This is a genomic window from Metasolibacillus meyeri, from assembly GCF_003049505.1.
Taxonomy (GTDB): domain Bacteria; phylum Bacillota; class Bacilli; order Bacillales_A; family Planococcaceae; genus Metasolibacillus; species Metasolibacillus meyeri.
In genome coordinates this window covers 1-17,049 of sequence record NZ_PYWN01000114.1, presented here as the reverse complement: position 1 = coordinate 17,049, position 17,049 = coordinate 1, and the positions used below count along the sequence as shown (strand labels likewise).

At 37.8% G+C, this 17,049-nt stretch carries 21 protein-coding genes; 15 read left to right on the top strand and 6 right to left on the bottom strand.

The genetic code is table 11. From position 1 onward, the window contains the following. Nucleotides 1-191: 191 nt before the first annotated feature. A complete protein-coding gene (locus tag C9J34_RS15975) occupies nucleotides 192-665 on the bottom strand; it encodes a hypothetical protein (protein WP_153062643.1) in 474 nt (157 codons plus the stop codon). A 3-nt stretch (nucleotides 666-668) separates the two neighbouring features. Beyond that, the gene (locus tag C9J34_RS15970; protein WP_153062642.1) at nucleotides 669-1,061 is read right to left on the bottom strand and encodes a hypothetical protein; all 393 of its coding nucleotides are present in this window, start codon (nucleotides 1,059-1,061) and stop codon (nucleotides 669-671) included. 746 nt (nucleotides 1,062-1,807) lie between these two features. Between C9J34_RS15970 and C9J34_RS15965 the strand changes: the two genes are divergently transcribed. The 3 genes from C9J34_RS15965 to C9J34_RS15955 are packed head-to-tail and all read left to right on the top strand — an operon-like array spanning nucleotide 1,808 to nucleotide 3,692. Beyond that, nucleotides 1,808-2,236 (top strand): helix-turn-helix domain-containing protein, encoded by a 429-nt coding sequence (locus C9J34_RS15965; protein ID WP_107841179.1) that lies wholly within the window; start codon nucleotides 1,808-1,810, stop codon nucleotides 2,234-2,236. Beyond that, nucleotides 2,233-2,964 (top strand): ABC transporter ATP-binding protein, encoded by a 732-nt coding sequence (locus C9J34_RS15960; protein ID WP_107841178.1) that lies wholly within the window; start codon nucleotides 2,233-2,235, stop codon nucleotides 2,962-2,964. Before C9J34_RS15965 ends, C9J34_RS15960 begins: the two co-directional genes overlap by 4 nt. After that, a complete protein-coding gene (locus tag C9J34_RS15955) occupies nucleotides 2,961-3,692 on the top strand; it encodes an ABC transporter permease (RefSeq protein WP_107841177.1) in 732 nt (243 codons plus the stop codon). The genes C9J34_RS15960 and C9J34_RS15955 overlap by 4 nt, the downstream gene beginning before the upstream one ends. A gap of 38 nt (nucleotides 3,693-3,730) precedes the next feature. Here the strand turns inward: C9J34_RS15955 and yhfH are convergent, their stop codons facing one another. The 3 genes from yhfH to C9J34_RS15940 form a co-directional block, all read right to left on the bottom strand. Further along, complete coding sequence (gene yhfH / locus C9J34_RS15950; RefSeq protein WP_107841176.1) at nucleotides 3,731-3,856, bottom strand: protein YhfH; 126 nt, start codon at nucleotides 3,854-3,856, stop codon at nucleotides 3,731-3,733. Between the two features lie 141 nt (nucleotides 3,857-3,997). Continuing rightward, complete coding sequence (locus C9J34_RS22660) at nucleotides 3,998-4,132, bottom strand: hypothetical protein (protein ID WP_274523368.1); 135 nt, start codon at nucleotides 4,130-4,132, stop codon at nucleotides 3,998-4,000. 61 nt (nucleotides 4,133-4,193) lie between these two features. Beyond that, nucleotides 4,194-4,478 carry a hypothetical protein gene (locus C9J34_RS15940; protein WP_107841175.1) on the bottom strand — a complete coding sequence of 95 codons (285 nt, stop codon included), beginning with the start codon at nucleotides 4,476-4,478 and terminating at the stop codon, nucleotides 4,194-4,196. A 234-nt stretch (nucleotides 4,479-4,712) separates the two neighbouring features. Here C9J34_RS15940 and C9J34_RS22655 point away from each other — a divergent pair, with 234 nt between their 5' ends. Then, nucleotides 4,713-4,847: a hypothetical protein gene (locus C9J34_RS22655; RefSeq protein WP_274523367.1), complete on the top strand. Its 135-nt coding sequence runs from the start codon at nucleotides 4,713-4,715 to the stop codon at nucleotides 4,845-4,847. 53 nt (nucleotides 4,848-4,900) lie between these two features. Here C9J34_RS22655 and C9J34_RS15935 read toward each other — a convergent pair whose 3' ends face one another. Continuing rightward, nucleotides 4,901-5,521, bottom strand: a complete 621-nt coding sequence (locus C9J34_RS15935; RefSeq protein ID WP_107841174.1) for a hypothetical protein — start codon at nucleotides 5,519-5,521, stop codon at nucleotides 4,901-4,903. Between the two features lie 262 nt (nucleotides 5,522-5,783). Here C9J34_RS15935 and nusB point away from each other — a divergent pair, with 262 nt between their 5' ends. From nusB to spo0A, 11 genes are all read left to right on the top strand, one after another. Continuing rightward, nucleotides 5,784-6,167: a transcription antitermination factor NusB gene (gene nusB, locus C9J34_RS15930; protein WP_107841173.1), complete on the top strand. Its 384-nt coding sequence runs from the start codon at nucleotides 5,784-5,786 to the stop codon at nucleotides 6,165-6,167. 81 nt (nucleotides 6,168-6,248) lie between these two features. Next, nucleotides 6,249-7,100 carry a bifunctional methylenetetrahydrofolate dehydrogenase/methenyltetrahydrofolate cyclohydrolase FolD gene (gene folD / locus C9J34_RS15925; RefSeq protein WP_107841172.1) on the top strand — a complete coding sequence of 284 codons (852 nt, stop codon included), beginning with the start codon at nucleotides 6,249-6,251 and terminating at the stop codon, nucleotides 7,098-7,100. A gap of 106 nt (nucleotides 7,101-7,206) precedes the next feature. Beyond that, on the top strand, nucleotides 7,207-8,556 hold the full coding sequence (xseA, locus tag C9J34_RS15920) for an exodeoxyribonuclease VII large subunit (RefSeq protein ID WP_107841171.1): 1,350 nt from the start codon (nucleotides 7,207-7,209) through the stop codon (nucleotides 8,554-8,556). A 3-nt stretch (nucleotides 8,557-8,559) separates the two neighbouring features. Further along, nucleotides 8,560-8,787, top strand: a complete 228-nt coding sequence (xseB, locus tag C9J34_RS15915; protein ID WP_107841170.1) for an exodeoxyribonuclease VII small subunit — start codon at nucleotides 8,560-8,562, stop codon at nucleotides 8,785-8,787. A 3-nt stretch (nucleotides 8,788-8,790) separates the two neighbouring features. Then, nucleotides 8,791-9,666 carry a polyprenyl synthetase family protein gene (locus C9J34_RS15910; RefSeq protein WP_107841169.1) on the top strand — a complete coding sequence of 292 codons (876 nt, stop codon included), beginning with the start codon at nucleotides 8,791-8,793 and terminating at the stop codon, nucleotides 9,664-9,666. Nucleotides 9,667-9,803: 137 nt separating this feature from the next. After that, nucleotides 9,804-11,705 (top strand): 1-deoxy-D-xylulose-5-phosphate synthase, encoded by a 1,902-nt coding sequence (gene dxs / locus C9J34_RS15905; protein ID WP_107841168.1) that lies wholly within the window; start codon nucleotides 9,804-9,806, stop codon nucleotides 11,703-11,705. Continuing rightward, nucleotides 11,702-12,526, top strand: a complete 825-nt coding sequence (locus C9J34_RS15900) for a TlyA family RNA methyltransferase (RefSeq protein ID WP_107841167.1) — start codon at nucleotides 11,702-11,704, stop codon at nucleotides 12,524-12,526. The genes dxs and C9J34_RS15900 overlap by 4 nt, the downstream gene beginning before the upstream one ends. A gap of 132 nt (nucleotides 12,527-12,658) precedes the next feature. Further along, the gene (gene ahrC / locus C9J34_RS15895) at nucleotides 12,659-13,108 is read left to right on the top strand and encodes a transcriptional regulator AhrC/ArgR (RefSeq protein ID WP_107841166.1); all 450 of its coding nucleotides are present in this window, start codon (nucleotides 12,659-12,661) and stop codon (nucleotides 13,106-13,108) included. Between the two features lie 13 nt (nucleotides 13,109-13,121). After that, nucleotides 13,122-14,813, top strand: a complete 1,692-nt coding sequence (recN, locus tag C9J34_RS15890; RefSeq protein WP_107841165.1) for a DNA repair protein RecN — start codon at nucleotides 13,122-13,124, stop codon at nucleotides 14,811-14,813. Nucleotides 14,814-15,092: 279 nt separating this feature from the next. Next, nucleotides 15,093-16,025, top strand: a complete 933-nt coding sequence (locus C9J34_RS15885) for a SpoIVB peptidase S55 domain-containing protein (RefSeq protein ID WP_107841164.1) — start codon at nucleotides 15,093-15,095, stop codon at nucleotides 16,023-16,025. Between the two features lie 265 nt (nucleotides 16,026-16,290). Continuing rightward, nucleotides 16,291-17,049 (top strand): sporulation transcription factor Spo0A (gene spo0A / locus C9J34_RS15880; RefSeq protein ID WP_107841163.1); only part of this gene is annotated, 759 nt, incomplete at its 3' end.

Here is a 17,049-nt window from a genome sequence, read left to right as displayed (position 1 = left end):
TCTTCAGTCAAGTCTATAGCATATTTATGATAATCTTCGATACTAATATTATCTAATTTTCTTATTAAATCAATGCTCGATTTTGGCTGAAATGCATTATATTTCTCTGAAGCAAAATACCCTACACAAATAATCACAATAATAATTAAAATAATTGTTTTAAAATTAATAGTTCTTCACCTACTTCATAATTAATTATTGAAAATCATTACGTTATAAATCCCTGCATGAATCATATCAGAATGTGAACGAGTATCACCATCTACTCTTATTCTATCTATAGATAATTTTCCAGTTGTAGAACTATAAACATATGCATCCACTTGTGTTTGATATGTACTTAAACCTAGTTCATTTTTACAAACAACTACAATATCATCTTTTGTATATCTAACTTTATATTTTCCTGTAGCATACATATCAATTGTTGCACCAATTATTGTTATCCCTAGAGATATAAGTGTTGCTACTACATTGAAGTTACCGATTGTTGTAAGAATAGTAATAGCTGTTGATACTTTAGTTCCTTTTGAAAATTCAAATATATGTTCTTTACCATATGAAATAGTTGTTTTTTTGTACAAATTTCCAGTGGATTTCCAAGCGGAGCTGTATTCACTTTTATGGAAGCTATAACCCGCAGGAATTGAATAAGCATAAGTCATGCCTTACGTTAATGGGTTATTATCATCTAATTCTGTTTCTGGACTTTCAATATCTTCTGTATCAGTAATTTTAACATAATCATCAATATTAGAAATTTGCTTATTGCCTAAATTATCAAATTCCTCAATCTTGCCATCTATTTTATGAAGAATTGTCCTAGATATGAATTCACTTCCATTATAAATTTCCGTAATAACATTTTCTTCGTTATTAACAGTCTTTATATCTAAAGTTCCGTATTTTTCATCTTCAATTTGAAAATTAGATACATCAGACATTGCGCGTTGCTCGTATGAATTTTCCTCCATTTTTTGAGCATGAATAACATTTCCAAAAGGTGATATAAGTAACGTACTTACTAAAGCAATACTAACATAAGATTTATATTTTTTCATTAGAATCAAACTTATTATTCCTTATTTGTATATAATTGTTATATAGATGTGAATTATAATCAAGGGTTTCGACAAATGAAGACAAATAAAGACACATAATAACTGGGTTTTAAACAAAAAATTATTAATTCTTTTACTATGAAAACATCTAACAAATAAAAATTATATTATTGTTAGGTATTCGTATGAGAATGAACATCAACATAAATTATTATCATCTTTTTCTAAGATTAATTCATATTGCAATTGAATTATAACAAAATAAAAATATAGACAAATGCAATGAAAATCTGGAAGGAAAACAGAGCTTTCCTTTTTATTATGAGAATTTTGTTGGTTTCATCACCACTGTAAATTCGGCAGTTCAACTAAGAAAAGGAGCATGTTCATAACCCGTCCGTTTCTAAGTTTCGCCCTACATAGCAGGAACCATCAAATTTTTTTGTCAGCAGGCTGTCACCACAAAAATTTTTGAGTTATTGTTTCACAATTTCTTGCCATGTAATGTATACTGAATTACCAATTTATTGAAAAAATCTACCTACTTCAAGATTGCGGCCTCAAGCAGTGGGATTACTTGATCATTTAGTAATCAATTTACTTCAGTAGTTGTGGCAATTTTACTATTTAAGAGAAGAATGCAAATGAAAAAATAAGAAAGCAACTCATCTTAACATTCATGTTATGTTCAGTTGGTAGACGGTATTGTCATCATCAGAAATAATAAACATAAAGGGGTGAAAAGTATGATAAGTATGAATTTGAAGCAATTGAGAAAGAAACATCAATATACACAGGAAGAAGTAGCAGAAAAAATCAATGTATCGCGTCAAGCTGTGGCGAAATGGGAAAAAGGGGAGTCGATACCTGATATGGCAAGCTGTATGGCACTAGCCAAATTATACGATGTGACACTTGATGATTTAGTGAATCATCAAGATGAGATTGGGTTAGGCATTGCACCAAAAGGAAAGCATTTGTTTGGTGTTGCGATCGTTGGGGAAAGAGGGCAAATTGTTATTCCAAAAAAAGCAAGGGATTTATTTAAAATTGAAGTAGGTGATTCGCTCATTATTCTGGGAGATGAGGACCGCGGATTAGCGATTGTTCCAGAAAGCTACACGCAAAAATTTTTCAAGGAAGCACTTCGGATTAATGAGGAGGATAAAGAATGACAGTCGCAATTGATGTACAAGGATTGGGCAAAGCATACGGTGCAAAAATAGCGGTTCATCCACTATCGTTAACGATTCAGCAAGGGGAGATTTTTGCTCTACTCGGTGTGAATGGTGCTGGTAAAACGACATTAATTAATATGTTGTCATGCTTAATAAAGCCAACAGAGGGTGATGCCTTTTTATTAGGAAATAGCATTTTATCTGCAAAGCAAAAGGTCAAGGAACGCATCGCCGTTTCGCCACAAGAAACAGCGATTGCACCAAATTTATCTGTACGTGAAAATTTACGACTGATGGCAGGTGTTCATGGTTTTCATAAAAAGGTAGCAGAGCGCAAAGTGGAGGAGATGCTGACATTATTTTCGCTTCGCCCTGTAGAAAAACAGCGCAGCAAAACATTGTCAGGTGGTTGGAAACGCAGATTAAGCATTGCAATGGCATTAATTAGTGAACCAGAAATTTTATTTCTCGATGAACCGACATTAGGCTTAGATATTTTAGCGAGGCGTGAGCTTTGGACAGTTATTCAACATTTAAAAGGCAAGGTGACCTTGATTTTAACGACACATTATTTGGAGGAGGCGGAAGCTTTAGCACACCATATTTGCATTATGAAAGCTGGTCATATAGAGGCGCTAGGAACGGCCGAGGAATTAATGCAGCGAACAGGAACGCAGCGCTTTGAGGATGCCTTTGTTAACATTGTAGGAGGTGAGATTGGATGAAAGCACTTGTATTTGCAAGTCGTACAGCAAAGGAAATTTTACGTGATCCACTAACCTTAATTTTTGGTATCGGTTTACCTGTTATTATTTTATTATTACTAACCGCTATCGGCAAAAATGTACCGAATGATTTATTTCAAATTGAGCAATTAACACCGGGGATTGCAGTGTTCAGCCTATCCTTTATGTCGCTTTTTTCCGCACAATTAATCGCTAATGATCGAGCAAGCTCCATGCTAGCACGCCTCTTTACAACGCCGATGACAGCAGCTGATTATATTATTGGTTACACGCTACCATTAATTCCTATGGCACTTGCACAAGGAAGCATTTGTTATGGTGTGGCGATATTGCTTGGGATGAAGGCATCTACAGAAATAATCATAGCATGGTTTATGCTCTTGCCTATTTCCATCATATTTATTGGCATCGGTTTATTGTGTGGGAGTCTATTCAATGAAAAGGCAGTCGCAGGTATTTGCGGTGGCTTGCTGACAAATGTAGTTGCATGGCTATCTGGCACATGGTTTAGTCTTGAGTTAGTAGGGGATACTTTTCAAGCAATTGCTTATAAATTACCCTTTGTTCATGCGGTAGATATCGGAAAGGCGATTATCAATGACAGTGGGAGCGAATTATTTGTTCATTTAACTTGGGTGTTAGGCTACGGAGCCTTGCTATTCGTTGTGGCAATTTTAATGTTTAAAAGAAGAATGCAAATGAATTGAAAAAAGCTGTCGGTTGAATGGCCGACAGCTTTTGGTGATTAATGATTATTACAATGCTCACAGCTATGGCTATAGCATTCGCTTTGCTCTTCTAGCTTTTTACCACATTGCACACAAGTTTTCTCAGGTAAGTTTTTGAAAAATTCCACTACGTTTTCTAACATTTTATATTCCTCCTAAACAGTAACTGTTATATATTTTTTATTTGATAATCGTATTGTATTACAACAGATTTGAAAGGTCAACAAAATAATCAGAAAATTAAGTTATTTTTGTGGCGGTTTTGTGACAAAGAAAAAAGCCCGTCATTTGACGAGCTTTTGCCAATCCTTTGCTAATAGGCTATAGGTAACGATATCCTCATAATGGTCATAGAGCCATTGTCCATTTCTTTTGATGCCTTCAATTGAAATTTCTTTATCTACTGTGAATGAAAACAAAATGTATCGCCCTTAATTGTTTTCAAAACTATACCATAAAATCAAATGATTTGATATAAAGTTATGAAGAAGCTTCTAAGCGTTCCCCTATTTGCTGTAAATACAATGTATATTTAACGAGTACAATCGGAATGGCGGTAAAAATGCAGGTAATCAGAAGAATTGGTATTGTGAAGTAGGCTGCGTCAAAGAGTCGTGTGTAGCCAAAGCTAATTGCTGCAAAAAACACTAGGAAAATAATCGATGGAACACGTGGAAGTAGAAAGCTGAAAAGTCCTCCAAGAATCATTAAAATCATGACTAAAATAAAAAATGCCCAATGGTTAATTAAAAAGAGCAATAACATAAATGGCAATCCTCCTTTACCTATTATTAGTATATTCGCAAAAAGGACAGGTCATACGTAAAGAAAAAGCACTTGTTTTCACTTTTTATGTCACATTCCATGCCAGTTAATTGTCTTATTTAGTAGAAAGGTGGGAGGGTATGTATTGAAAATAATCATGTATCAAGGAGAAGTGGATGAAACGGATAGGAAAGAACAGTTACTAGAACAATATTATACGAAGGTTTTTCGCTATTGTTTATGCATAACAATCTGTTTATCACGATTAGTCAAATAAAAGTAACAGAAGATAAAGTTCCTTTAGAAAAGTTGTTGATGATTGCAGATGAATTGCTTGCGCAGGACAAAAGTAATGATTCGCCCAATTAGTAGGCAAATTCGCCCGATTTATTTAAATCGCCCATAAAAAAACATGTCCCCGATTAATCAGAGGGCATGTTTTCCAAGTCTTTGAAAAAATAAAGATTCATATAGCGTTGAATGCCACGTGCTAAGTTGATAGCTTGTTGCTTTTTCTCTTCATACTGTGGAGACTTTTCATTATAGGCGATAATTGCCTCGACTGTCGCATGCTGCCACGGTTGCTGTAATGCTATTTGTGCAGCCTGCTGATGCTCGCCCTGTAAAGCGTAAATCATGGCGATGCAATATTGCCCTAAAGGTTTTTCGGCGATTGGTTGGATTTCTTGCATCGCAAGCGTATAATCCTTTACTAACAGTGCCCGATTCATTTTATAAGTTGCCTGCATCACCTGCGATTTATTTTTTTCTAAAATGGTATCGATAGCCTTTCTTTGCTCTAACATAGAGCCGCTACTAACTGTCAGCAAATAACGGTAAACAGGTTGCGCTTTATTTTTTTCTAAAAACGTATGTATCGTTTCGATGTTTTGAGAAAGTCGAACAATATAAAAGATATAGCCAATTCGAATAAGGCTTAATCCTAAAATAGCTACGATAATTAGCCAAAATGGCAAATTAAAAATTCCTCCGAGTATTCCTAAAACGATTGCAAATAATAGTAGAAAAATAGTATATGACATGATGTGCCTCCTTCTTGCTAATACTATTTTAGCAAAGAAAGCCAAACATTAACAACATTGAAATACGTTAGATAAAATGAAAGCGTTTTAATTTTTAAAATTTGCAACAAACTGTGTTATGACAGGGAAATTATGCTATGATAAGACGTGATATTATCTTGAGTGTCTTACAAATTCTTTAGTTTAGTGAATGCTTATTAAATTAAAGGAAAACCTCTTTAAATAGAGAGGTGTAATTGAATAATGAAGGAGTTTTTTATGCATGAAGCGACATGATGCACGTCAAAAGGCTTTGCAAGTGCTATTTCAGTTAGATAGTACAGATTTACCAGTTGAGCAAGCGATAGAACATGTTTTAGAGGAGCAGCCATCAGATGCTTTTTTGGAGCAAATCGTTCGAGGTACAGTTGAACAAAAGGAAAAAATCGATGCAACGCTTAGTGACAAATTAGAAAATTGGACATTAAATCGTCTACCTAAAATTGAACGAACAGTATTACGTTTAGCTGTTTATGAATTGCTATTTATGCCCGAAACACCGAATCGTGTTGTACTAAATGAAGCGATTGAGCTGTGTAAAGTATTTGGGGATGAAAAATCAAGCAAATTTGTGAACGGTGTGCTTTCAAAATTTACCGAGCAATAACAGATAATCATGTTTACTATTAGATGAAAACAATGAGGCGTCAAAATAGAACAAGCATAGTGAATTGGGAGGAATTGTAGTATGTCAAGTGCAATTATTAATGGAAAAGAAATCGGTCAAGAAATTCGAGGCTCTGTGGCAAAACAAGTGGACGAACTAAAAGCAAAAGGTGTAACACCTGGTTTAGCCGTTGTATTAGTAGGAGATAATCCTGCATCCAAAACATATGTAGCGAACAAGCAAAAATCTTGTGAAGCAATTGGTATGTATTCAGAGTTGATCGCTTTACCAGAAACTATTTCGGAACAACAATTACTTGAGCATATTCGTGCATTAAACGAACGTGAGGATATTCATGGTATTCTTGTGCAGCTACCGTTGCCAAAGCATATCAATGAAGATTCAGTTATTGCGACAATTTCTCCTGACAAAGATGTGGATGGCTTTGCGCCGATTAGCGTAGGGAAAATGATGCTTGGGCAAGAAACTTATTTGCCATGCACACCTTATGGCGTTATGAAATTATTAGAGCATAGCGGCATTGAAATTGCAGGGAAGCATGCGGTCATCGTTGGACGCAGCCATATTGTGGGAAAACCAATGGGGCAGCTCTTATTACAAAAAGATGCAACTGTTACCTATACACATTCAAAAACACCCAATTTACCATCGTTCACAAAGCAGGCAGATATTTTAATCGCAGCCGTAGGTCGTGCAAACTTTATTACAGCAGCGCATGTCAAAGAAGGCGCAGTTGTCATCGATGTGGGCATTAATCGTGATGAGGACAATCATTTATGTGGGGATGTTGATTTCGCGGCAGTGGATGGCATCGCTTCACACATTACGCCAGTACCAGGTGGCGTTGGTCCAATGACCATTACAATGCTATTAGCAAACACCGTACAAGCAGCAGCAAAAACAGTTAATTAGTAAAAAATAAAAATAGTATGCTAACAATTTGCCTAGCATACTATTTTTTTGGCATGTTTCGAGTTAAACTGTACAAGGTAAATAAATAAGAAAGGGGAGATGTAGTTTGAGCAACTCTTCTTATTTAACTGTCAAAGCATTGACGAAATATATTAAAAGAAAATTTGACGCTGACCCTCATTTGCGTGAAGTATACGTAAAAGGTGAGCTGTCTAATGTGAAAATGCATAGTTCTGGTCATATTTATTTTACATTAAAAGATGATGCAGCTCGTATTCAGGCAACGATGTTTCGCGCTGCGGCATCAAAGCTGGCGTTTAAACCAGAGGAAGGTATGATGGTTTATATTCGTGGCGATGTCAATGTTTACGAAACAGCAGGTATTTATCAGCTTTATGTACAAACGATGGAGCCAGATGGTGTTGGTGGACTATTTGTCGCATTCCAGCAACTAAAGGAAGCTTTACAAAAAGAAGGCTTATTTAATCCAAATTTTAAGCAAGCGTTACCATCTTACCCAAAAGCGATTGGTGTTGTGACAGCGACAACAGGAGCGGCGATTCGCGATATTTGTACGACGTTAGGACGCCGCTACCCGCAGGCGGAAATATGCATTTATCCAACGCTTGTACAAGGCGCAGGCGCTGCGGCAAATATTGCGAAAAATATTCAATTAGCGAATCAGCAAGCGCAGTGTGATGTTTTAATTGTTGGGCGTGGTGGTGGCTCAATTGAAGATTTATGGGCATTTAATGAAGAGGTTGTGGCGCGTGCCATTTTTGAAAGCCGTATTCCGATTATTAGTGCTGTTGGCCATGAAACGGATACGACAATTGCCGATTTTGTTGCTGATTTACGAGCACCGACACCAACAGCCGCAGCTGAGCTAGCTGTACCAAATCAGCATGAGCTAAAGGAGCGTATTGTAGCGAATGCAGCAAGGCTCCAACAGGTGGTTACAGCGCAACTTCGCTTTGAAAGAAATCGTCTACAGAAATATCAACAATCATACCCGTTAGCAACGCCTGAAAAATTGTATCGCCCTTTTATTGAGCGTTTGACGCATAATGATATGAAGCTCCAGCAAGCGATGAATGTTTATATGCTGAAAAAACGCAATGAAGCGGAGAAAACATTTACTAAAATGCAGCTTTTCTCCCCACAAAGAGCGTTACAAATGGAACAACAAAAATTGTCGCAATTACATGGTGAGCTAAATCGCACAGTGCAGCAGCGCTTAAATGAAGAGAATTCCAAATTGCATGCTGCGATTCGAACGCTTGCTGCTTTAAATCCGCTAGCTATCATGGAAAAAGGCTTTAATTTGACATATCGTGAAGGGCAAGTAATTAAAGAGGCAGCACAGTTAACAATGGATGAAGCAATTGAAATACATTATCAAGATGGAATTGTTCATGCGAAGGTGACAGGCGTTTCGCTCAAGAAGGGAGAATGACGGATGGAAAATTTAACATTTGCACAGGCAATGACGGAATTGGAAGATATTGTTCGTAAATTAGAGCAAGGTGAAGTGCCTTTAGAGGAAGCCATTGATCTATATAAAAAAGGGATGGAATATTCCAAGTTTTGCAATGATAAATTACAGCATGCAGAGCAGCAGCTAATTTCAATCGTTGATGAAAATGGCAATAAACAGCCGTTTCAAGCGGGGAATGGAGAGAATTAAAGGATGCAATTAACAACATTTATCGAAACGCATACACCAGCTATTGAAAAAGAAATGTTTCGTTTAGTAGAAGAAATACAAGCACCTGCTGCTTTAAAAGATTCCATGCTTTATTCATTAAAAGCTGGTGGAAAAAGAGTTCGTCCATTATTTGTTGCGGCTGTTTGTGATTATTTTCAATCAGATGTTGCACAAGCTTATACAGTTGGTGCGTGTGTTGAAATGATTCATACGTATTCGCTTATTCACGATGATTTACCATGTATGGATGATGATGATTTGCGCAGAGGCAAGCCGACGAACCATGTTGTTTATGGGGAAGCACTAGCAACATTAGCTGGGGATGCGTTAAACACATTGAGCTTTGGCATTTTAGCGCGTATGCCGATTGCAGCAGAAGTGAAAATTGAATTAATTCATTTATTAAGCGTCGCTGCTGGTGCAGAAGGCATGGTCGGTGGCCAAGTGCTAGATATGGATGGCGAAAAGCGCCAATTAAATTTGCAGGAGCTTGAGCAAGTGCATGTCAATAAGACGGGTGCATTACTACGCTTTAGCATCGAATCGGGTGCCGTTTTAGCTGGTGCGACGGCTGAAGAGAGAGCTGCGTTAGTTGACTATGCACACCATATTGGTTTAGCGTTCCAAATTCAAGATGATATTTTAGATATTGAAGGAACGTCTGAGCAGCTAGGTAAAACAGCGGGGAAAGATGTAGCAAGTGAGAAAAGCACATACCCTGCGCTGCTTACGTTAGAAGGCGCCAAGGAAAAATTAAATGAGCATTTTGAATTAGCGACTGCTGCATTGGATCGCTTAGCAGGAGACAGCACGCTACTTCGCGAATTTGCGAGTTATATTGTTAAGCGCAATAAATAAGTGACTTAGCTTTGAAGAAAAAAGAACAATCTGTTATTGTAGGAAAACAGCGTTTTTTATGACATAGACAGAGGACGCTGTTATAATAAAGGAATCACAATACGGTGAATATTTAAATGTAAAGGTGTGTGGATGAGGTGGATTTAACTAAAATAACTAATCCATCCTTTTTGAAAAATTTAAATCAGCAGCAGCTTGAAGCATTGGCTTCAGAGATTCGCTCATTTTTAATAGAAAAATGCTCTGTAACAGGTGGGCATATTGGGCCGAATTTAGGTGTTGTGGAGCTAACGATTGCGTTGCATAAGACGTTTAATAGCCCAAAGGATAAATTTTTATGGGATGTGGGGCATCAAGCGTACGTTCATAAAATTTTAACAGGACGTGCTGGAGAGTTTGATACATTACGTCAATTTAAAGGTTTATGCGGCTTCCCAAAACGTGTTGAAAGTGAGCACGATGAATGGGAAACAGGGCATAGCTCAACATCTTTATCAGCTGCGATGGGTATGGCTGCTGCGCGAGATATTAAAAAGGATAAAAATTATGTCATTCCAATTATCGGTGATGGTGCGTTAACGGGTGGTATGGCACTAGAGGCATTAAATCATATCGGTCATGAAAAAACGAATATGATTGTTATTTTAAACGATAATGAAATGTCTATTGCACCAAATGTTGGCGCATTGCATAACGTGTTAGGGCGCTTACGTACAGCGAAGGAATATTCAAAGGCGAAGGAAGAGCTGGAGTCGTTAATGAATAAAATTCCTGTTGTCGGAGGTAAGCTCGCACAAACAGCAGAAAAAGTGAAAGATAGCTTAAAATATTTAGTTGTATCAGGTGTCTTTTTCGAGGAGCTTGGCTTTAAATATTTAGGACCAATTGATGGACACGATTTTGATGCGTTAGAAAAAACATTGGACTATGCCAAAAAAGTAAAAGGTCCTGTACTCGTACATGTCATTACGAAAAAAGGTAAGGGCTATAAACCTGCTGAAGATGATACAGTTGGAACTTGGCATGGAACAGGTCCATACAAAATGGAAACAGGTGCTTTCGTTAAATCTACAACAACAGGTCCAGCATGGAGCAGCTTAATTGCACAATCTGTTCATAAATGTATGGAAACGGATAAACGCATTGTGGCCATTACGCCAGCAATGCCTGTTGGATCTAAACTAGAAAGTATTCAACGCGATTTCCCAGAGCGCTTCTTTGACGTAGGGATTGCAGAGCAGCATGCTGCAACGATGGCCGCAGGACTTGCAACACAGGAAATGAAGCCGTTTTTAGCAATTTATTCAACGTTTTTACAGCGTGCGTATGATCAAGTATTGCATGATATTGCGAGACCAAATTTAAATGTCTTTATCGGCATTGATCGAGCAGGCTTAGTTGGCGCAGATGGTGAAACGCATCAAGGCGTGTTCGATATTGCCTTTTTACGTCACATTCCAAATATGGTCTTAATGATGCCAAAGGATGAAAACGAAGGGCAGCATATGGTGAAAACGGCACTTGAATATAATGATGGGCCAATTGCGCTACGTTACCCACGTGGCAATGGAATTGGTGTGTTGCTTGATGAGGAAATGGTAGCGATTCCAATCGGTACATGGGAAGTATTACGTGAGGGAACAGACGCAACGATTTTAACATTTGGTACGACGATTGCCATGGCATTTGAAGCGGCAGAAGCGTTGGAGCAAAAAGGTGTGAGCGTGAAGGTTGTCAATGCACGCTTTATTAAACCGCTCGATACAGCGATGTTGCATGAGCTGATGCAAGATAATAAACCGATTTTAACGATTGAAGAAGCAGTATTACAAGGTGGCTTCGGTAGTGCTGTATTAGAATTTGCGGCTGACCATCGCTACAATACACTTATTGACCGTATCGGTATACCAGATGAATTTATTGAACATGGCAATGTAGATGAATTGTTAGCGGAAATACATGTGACAGCAGAAGAAGCTGTCAATCGTCTGGAAAAGTTAATCCAATTAAAACAGCAAGAAAGCTTGAGAACTGTATGACGAAGCAACCGAAAGAACGTGTAGATATTTTATTAGTGGAGCGTGGGCTTTGCGAAACGCGCGAAAAGGCAAAGCGCTCCATTATGGCAGGACTCGTTTACTCAAATGAGGAACGTATCGACAAAGCAGGAGAAAAAATCACCATTGATGCACCGCTACAAGTGAAAGGCTCACAATTGAAATATGTGAGTCGAGGTGGGCTAAAGCTTGAAAAGGCGCTTGAAGTATTTGAGCTGTCAGTCGAAGGAAAACTAATGTTAGACATCGGCTCATCAACAGGTGGTTTTACAGATTGTGCACTGCAAAATGGAGCGCGCCATTGCTATGCATTAGATGTGGGTTCCAACCAATTAGCATGGAAAATTCGTTCGGATGAGCGCGTAACGGTTATGGAAAAAACGAATTTCCGCTATACGAAGCCCGAAGATTTAGTAGAAGGATTGCCAGATTTTGCGACAATTGACGTATCGTTTATTTCCTTATCCTTAATTTTGCCTGTACTAAAAACAGTATTGTTGCCAGGTGGCGATGTGATGGCTTTAGTAAAGCCGCAGTTTGAGGCTGGTAAAGAAAAGGTTGGCAAAAAAGGTATTGTGCGCGAGCCGGAAATTCATTTAGAAGTATTGCAAAATACAGCGAATATGGCAACGGCTGCTGGCTTTATTGTGAAAGATGCGTCCTATTCACCAATCACAGGAGGAGAAGGCAATATTGAATTTTTATTCCATCTTGTTCATCCGAGAGATGGGGAAACAATTGAGCCTTTTACAAATTTTGAGCAAATTGTTGAGCAAGCACATAGTGAATTAAAAATGAAGTAAATTGAAAATAGGTAGAGGCATCAATGTGTTACAACATTTTGATTTGTCTATACCTATTTTTCTTGTACTTTTATGGATGAAGTGGTAGTGTTATTAATACAAATACATAATTATTCATAAGAGGTGAGGAAAATGAATAAAGGTCAACGCCATATTCGAATTCGTGACATTATTACAAATAATGAAATTGAAACACAGGATGATTTAGTGCTGCATCTAAAAGGAGCAGGCTATAATGTCACACAGGCGACAGTGTCACGTGATATTAAGGAGCTGCACTTAGTAAAAGTGCCGATGCAAGATGGGCGTTATAAATACAGCTTGCCTGCGGATCAGCGTTTTAATCCAATTCAAAAACTGCGTCGTGCGTTAGCGGATGCCTTTGTCAGCATTGATGGTGCATCTCATTTTTTAGTTGTTAAAGCGCTACCAGGAAACGCAAATGCAATCGCTTCCTTACTGGACCATTTAGATTGGGACGAGCTATTAGGTACAATTTCAGGTGACGATACAATTTTGCTTATTTGTCGTACAGAAGCAGACCGAGAAATGATTAAAGAACGTCTATTAGACATGCTGTAAGAGGTGAATTTTTTTGTTAAGAGAGCTAAGTATTCGAAACTTTGCGATTATCGATGACTTAACAGTAAGCTTTGCGGATGGTTTAACTGTTTTAACGGGTGAAACTGGCGCTGGTAAGTCGATTATTATTGATGCTGTTCATTTGCTTGCAGGTGGTCGAGGTTCACATGAATTTATTCGTCATGGTGCTAGAAAAGCGGAGCTTGGTGGTTTGTTTCATATTATGGATGAGCGTCATCCAGTTTTTGCTAAATTAGATGAAGCAGGTATTGAATTTGAAGATGGTACGATTATTTTACGCCGTGATATTAACGATAACGGAAAAAGCGTTTGTCGTATTAATGGTAAGCTTGTGCCAACGAACGTTTTACGTGAAATTGGTGGCAGCTTAATTGATATACATGGCCAGCATGAAAATCAAGAGTTAATGGATGAAAAGCAACATATCCATTTATTGGATCATTTCGCATCTGAGGAGCTTTCGCCATTTTTCACAACATATAATGAAAAATATGAAGAATATCGTAATTTAAAGCGTGAAGTAGCTGCGCTTAGCTTAGATGAGCAAAGAATGGCACAGCGCATTGATTTATATCAATTCCAAATGAATGAGCTGGAAGAGGCTGCGTTGAAGCTTGGTGAAGAGGATGCATTAAGCGAAGAACGTCTACGTTTAATGAATTTCCATAAAATTTTTGAGCGAGCAAGCATTGCTTATGAGGCGATTTCAGCCGAGCAACATGGTTTAGATTATATCGGCAATGCGATGTCAGCGCTCGATGATATTGCTTCATTAGATGAGCAATTTAAAGAGGCTGCGGAGGCTGTAACAACGAGCTTTTATGCATTGCAGGATGCTAGCTATCAAATCAAAAATGTGTTAGATGAATTGGAATTTGATGCAAATCGCTTAAATGAAGTTGAACAACGTTTAGCGCAATATCAAACGATGAAGCGTAAATATGGTACGACTGTTGAGGAAATTTTAGCGTACTATGACAAAATTTCCGAAGAGTTGATGCAGCTTATGAATCATGACGAAACGATTCAAAAAAATGAACAGCGTTTGCGTCAGATGGAAGATGAATTGCAGCAATTAGCAGAACAATTAACGACAATTCGCAAAAAGCATGCGTTGTTATTAAGCGAAGCGATTATGGAGCAATTGCGGGTATTACATATGGAAAAGGCGAAGTTTATTGTTAAATTTGAGCCACTTGACACATTTGATGCATATGGCAAAGATTATGTCGCATTTTATATTTCAACGAATGTTGGGGAGCCGCCGAAATCATTGCCAAAAATTGCTTCTGGTGGTGAATTATCGCGCATGATGCTTGCCTTAAAAACGATTTTTTCTTCAACAAATGGCATTACATCCATTATTTTTGATGAAGTCGATACAGGTGTAAGTGGACGTGTAGCACAAGCAATTGCTGAGAAAATTGCAGCTATTTCTATTCACTCACAAGTGCTTTGTATTTCGCATTTACCGCAAGTTGCAGCGATGGCAGATCAGCATTATTTAATTAAAAAGCAAGTCGAGCATGACCGCACATTTACAACGGTAACAGAAATTAAAGCGCGCGCGCGCATTGAGGAAGTAAGCCGTATGATGAGCGGTGCTGAAATTACCGATTTAACATTGCAGCATGCACAGGAGCTTGTAGAAATTGCTGACGCAAGAAAGCAAGCGATGCAATAAAGTCAATCTTCAATCAGTGGTTTTTTTCTGACGCACAGGACATGCTATTACTAACGCTACGCTTTCGCACAGAAAATATTGACTTGGTACACAAAAGATTGTCAATAGAAGATAAAAAATAACCTAAATAGTTGTTGGAAAATCTTTGCGCAAGCATTTTTCCGACAGCTTTTTTGCGTTATATGCATGCAAAATAGTTCGGATAAACGACAAATATTTACCGTTCATAACTCACCAGAAGTCCGCACATAGTATCGATAAGATGAGAAAGGAGGTGACATGAAAATGTGCCATTTGCGTAATCTTTTGCTAGTAGTTTTTTTCATTTTAATTCCTGTGCATGTATCCGCAAAGGAATTAATACCTATGGGGCAATCAATTGGTATTCAGTTAAAATTACCTTTTGTTTACGTATCACATGATATACTTTTACCAAATGGCGAATGGTTGAAACAAGGCGATAAAATACTTGCGATTGATGGAACGGAAATCAATCAAATACAGCAATTTACTGAAGTCAAGAAAGCATCAGAGTTACGCATTGAACGCGCAAACAAAGAGAAAATTTTAAACTTAACAACTGAAGAAATACAAAATGTGTTGCCCTTTTTAAAAGATGAAACAGATGGCATTGGAACGCTTACATTTCTTGACCCTACCACGAATGAATACGGAGCACTTGGTCATCAAATCGTAGATAGTGCCCTCACAATGCCACCTCCATTTACTGGCGGAGCTATTTTTTTAGCTTCCATTACGCAAGTGAAAAAAAGTGAACCAGGTCAGCCAGGTTATAAAATTTCCATTGTAAATAAAGAGCGAAAACGCTTAGGCAGTGTTTTATATAACAATGTATATGGCGTGTTTGGCAAATGGGAACAAGGTTTACCACAAAGTTTGCGACAACCGATGGAAATTATGCATGAATCGGAAATAAAACGTGGTGAAGCACAAATGCTGACAGCCATTGAAGGAGAAAAGGTTGAAGCGTTTACAATTACCATTGATAAAATTGATGGATCAAATATCGTCTTTCGTGTAACAGATCCTAAATTGCTAAGCAAAACAGGCGGCATTTTACAAGGAATGAGTGGCAGCCCCATCATCCAAAATGACCGTTTTGTAGGTGCGGTAACGCATATGTTTGTCGAACATCCTGCAAAAGGCGCGGCTTTGTCGATAGGCGAAATGTTAAAAAAATCTCCAAAATAAGGTCTAAAAGACTATACCAGCTCTTCAGGTATAGTCTTTTACAAATTTTTCTGATAAAATAGTAAAAGATGGTATGAGTATTTTGGGGAAAAAGGTATCTTTTTGTCAATATATAAGGAATTTCTATAGCTTCATACTTATTTTTGCTACATAATAAAGGATTTTCATTCCTTATGTCGAAAACTCAAAAGCGGTGCTCCATAATCAAATTGGGGTAATTTATAGGGGAAACTGTGGAAATTAATTATTTAAGGGGGCTTTATAGATGTCAAAAGTAAAAATTGCAATTGCAGATGATAATCGAGATTTGTTGAAAGCGATGGAAGCATATTTCACAAATCATTCTTATATCGAATTAATTGCGACTGCACAAAATGGTAAAGTGTGTATTAAAATGTTAGAAGAGGTACAACCAGATGTTCTGCTCTTGGATATTATTATGCCGCATCTTGATGGCTTAGCCGTACTGGAAACATTGTATAATGCAGATCGCTTAGCGAATATGCAAGTGATAATGCTGACGGCTTTTGGACAAGAAGATGTAATGAAGCAAGCTGTGAATTATGGCGCTTCCTATTTTATGTTGAAGCCTTTTGAATTTGAACAGTTAGAGCAAAAAATTCTACAATGCGCGAAGCATATACCTGAGCCGACAAAGCAACAGCGTACAAGCATATTACAGCCTAAAGGTGCACAGAAGGTGGATCAGCGTCAGCTAGATACGACAATCACCGCTATCATTAAAGAAATTGGTGTACCAGCGCATATTAAGGGTTATGTCTATTTACGCGAAGCCATTCAAATGGTGTATTACGATATCGAGCTACTGAGCTCTGTAACAAAAATCTTGTACCCAGATATCGCTGAAAAATTCAATACAACACCATCACGCGTAGAGCGTGCCATTCGTCATGCCATCGAAGTCGCATGGAATCGCGGCAACTATGAATCGATTTCAGAAATGTTCGGCTACACGGTGCATCATTTAAAATCAAAGCCGACAAATTCCGAATTCATCGCCATG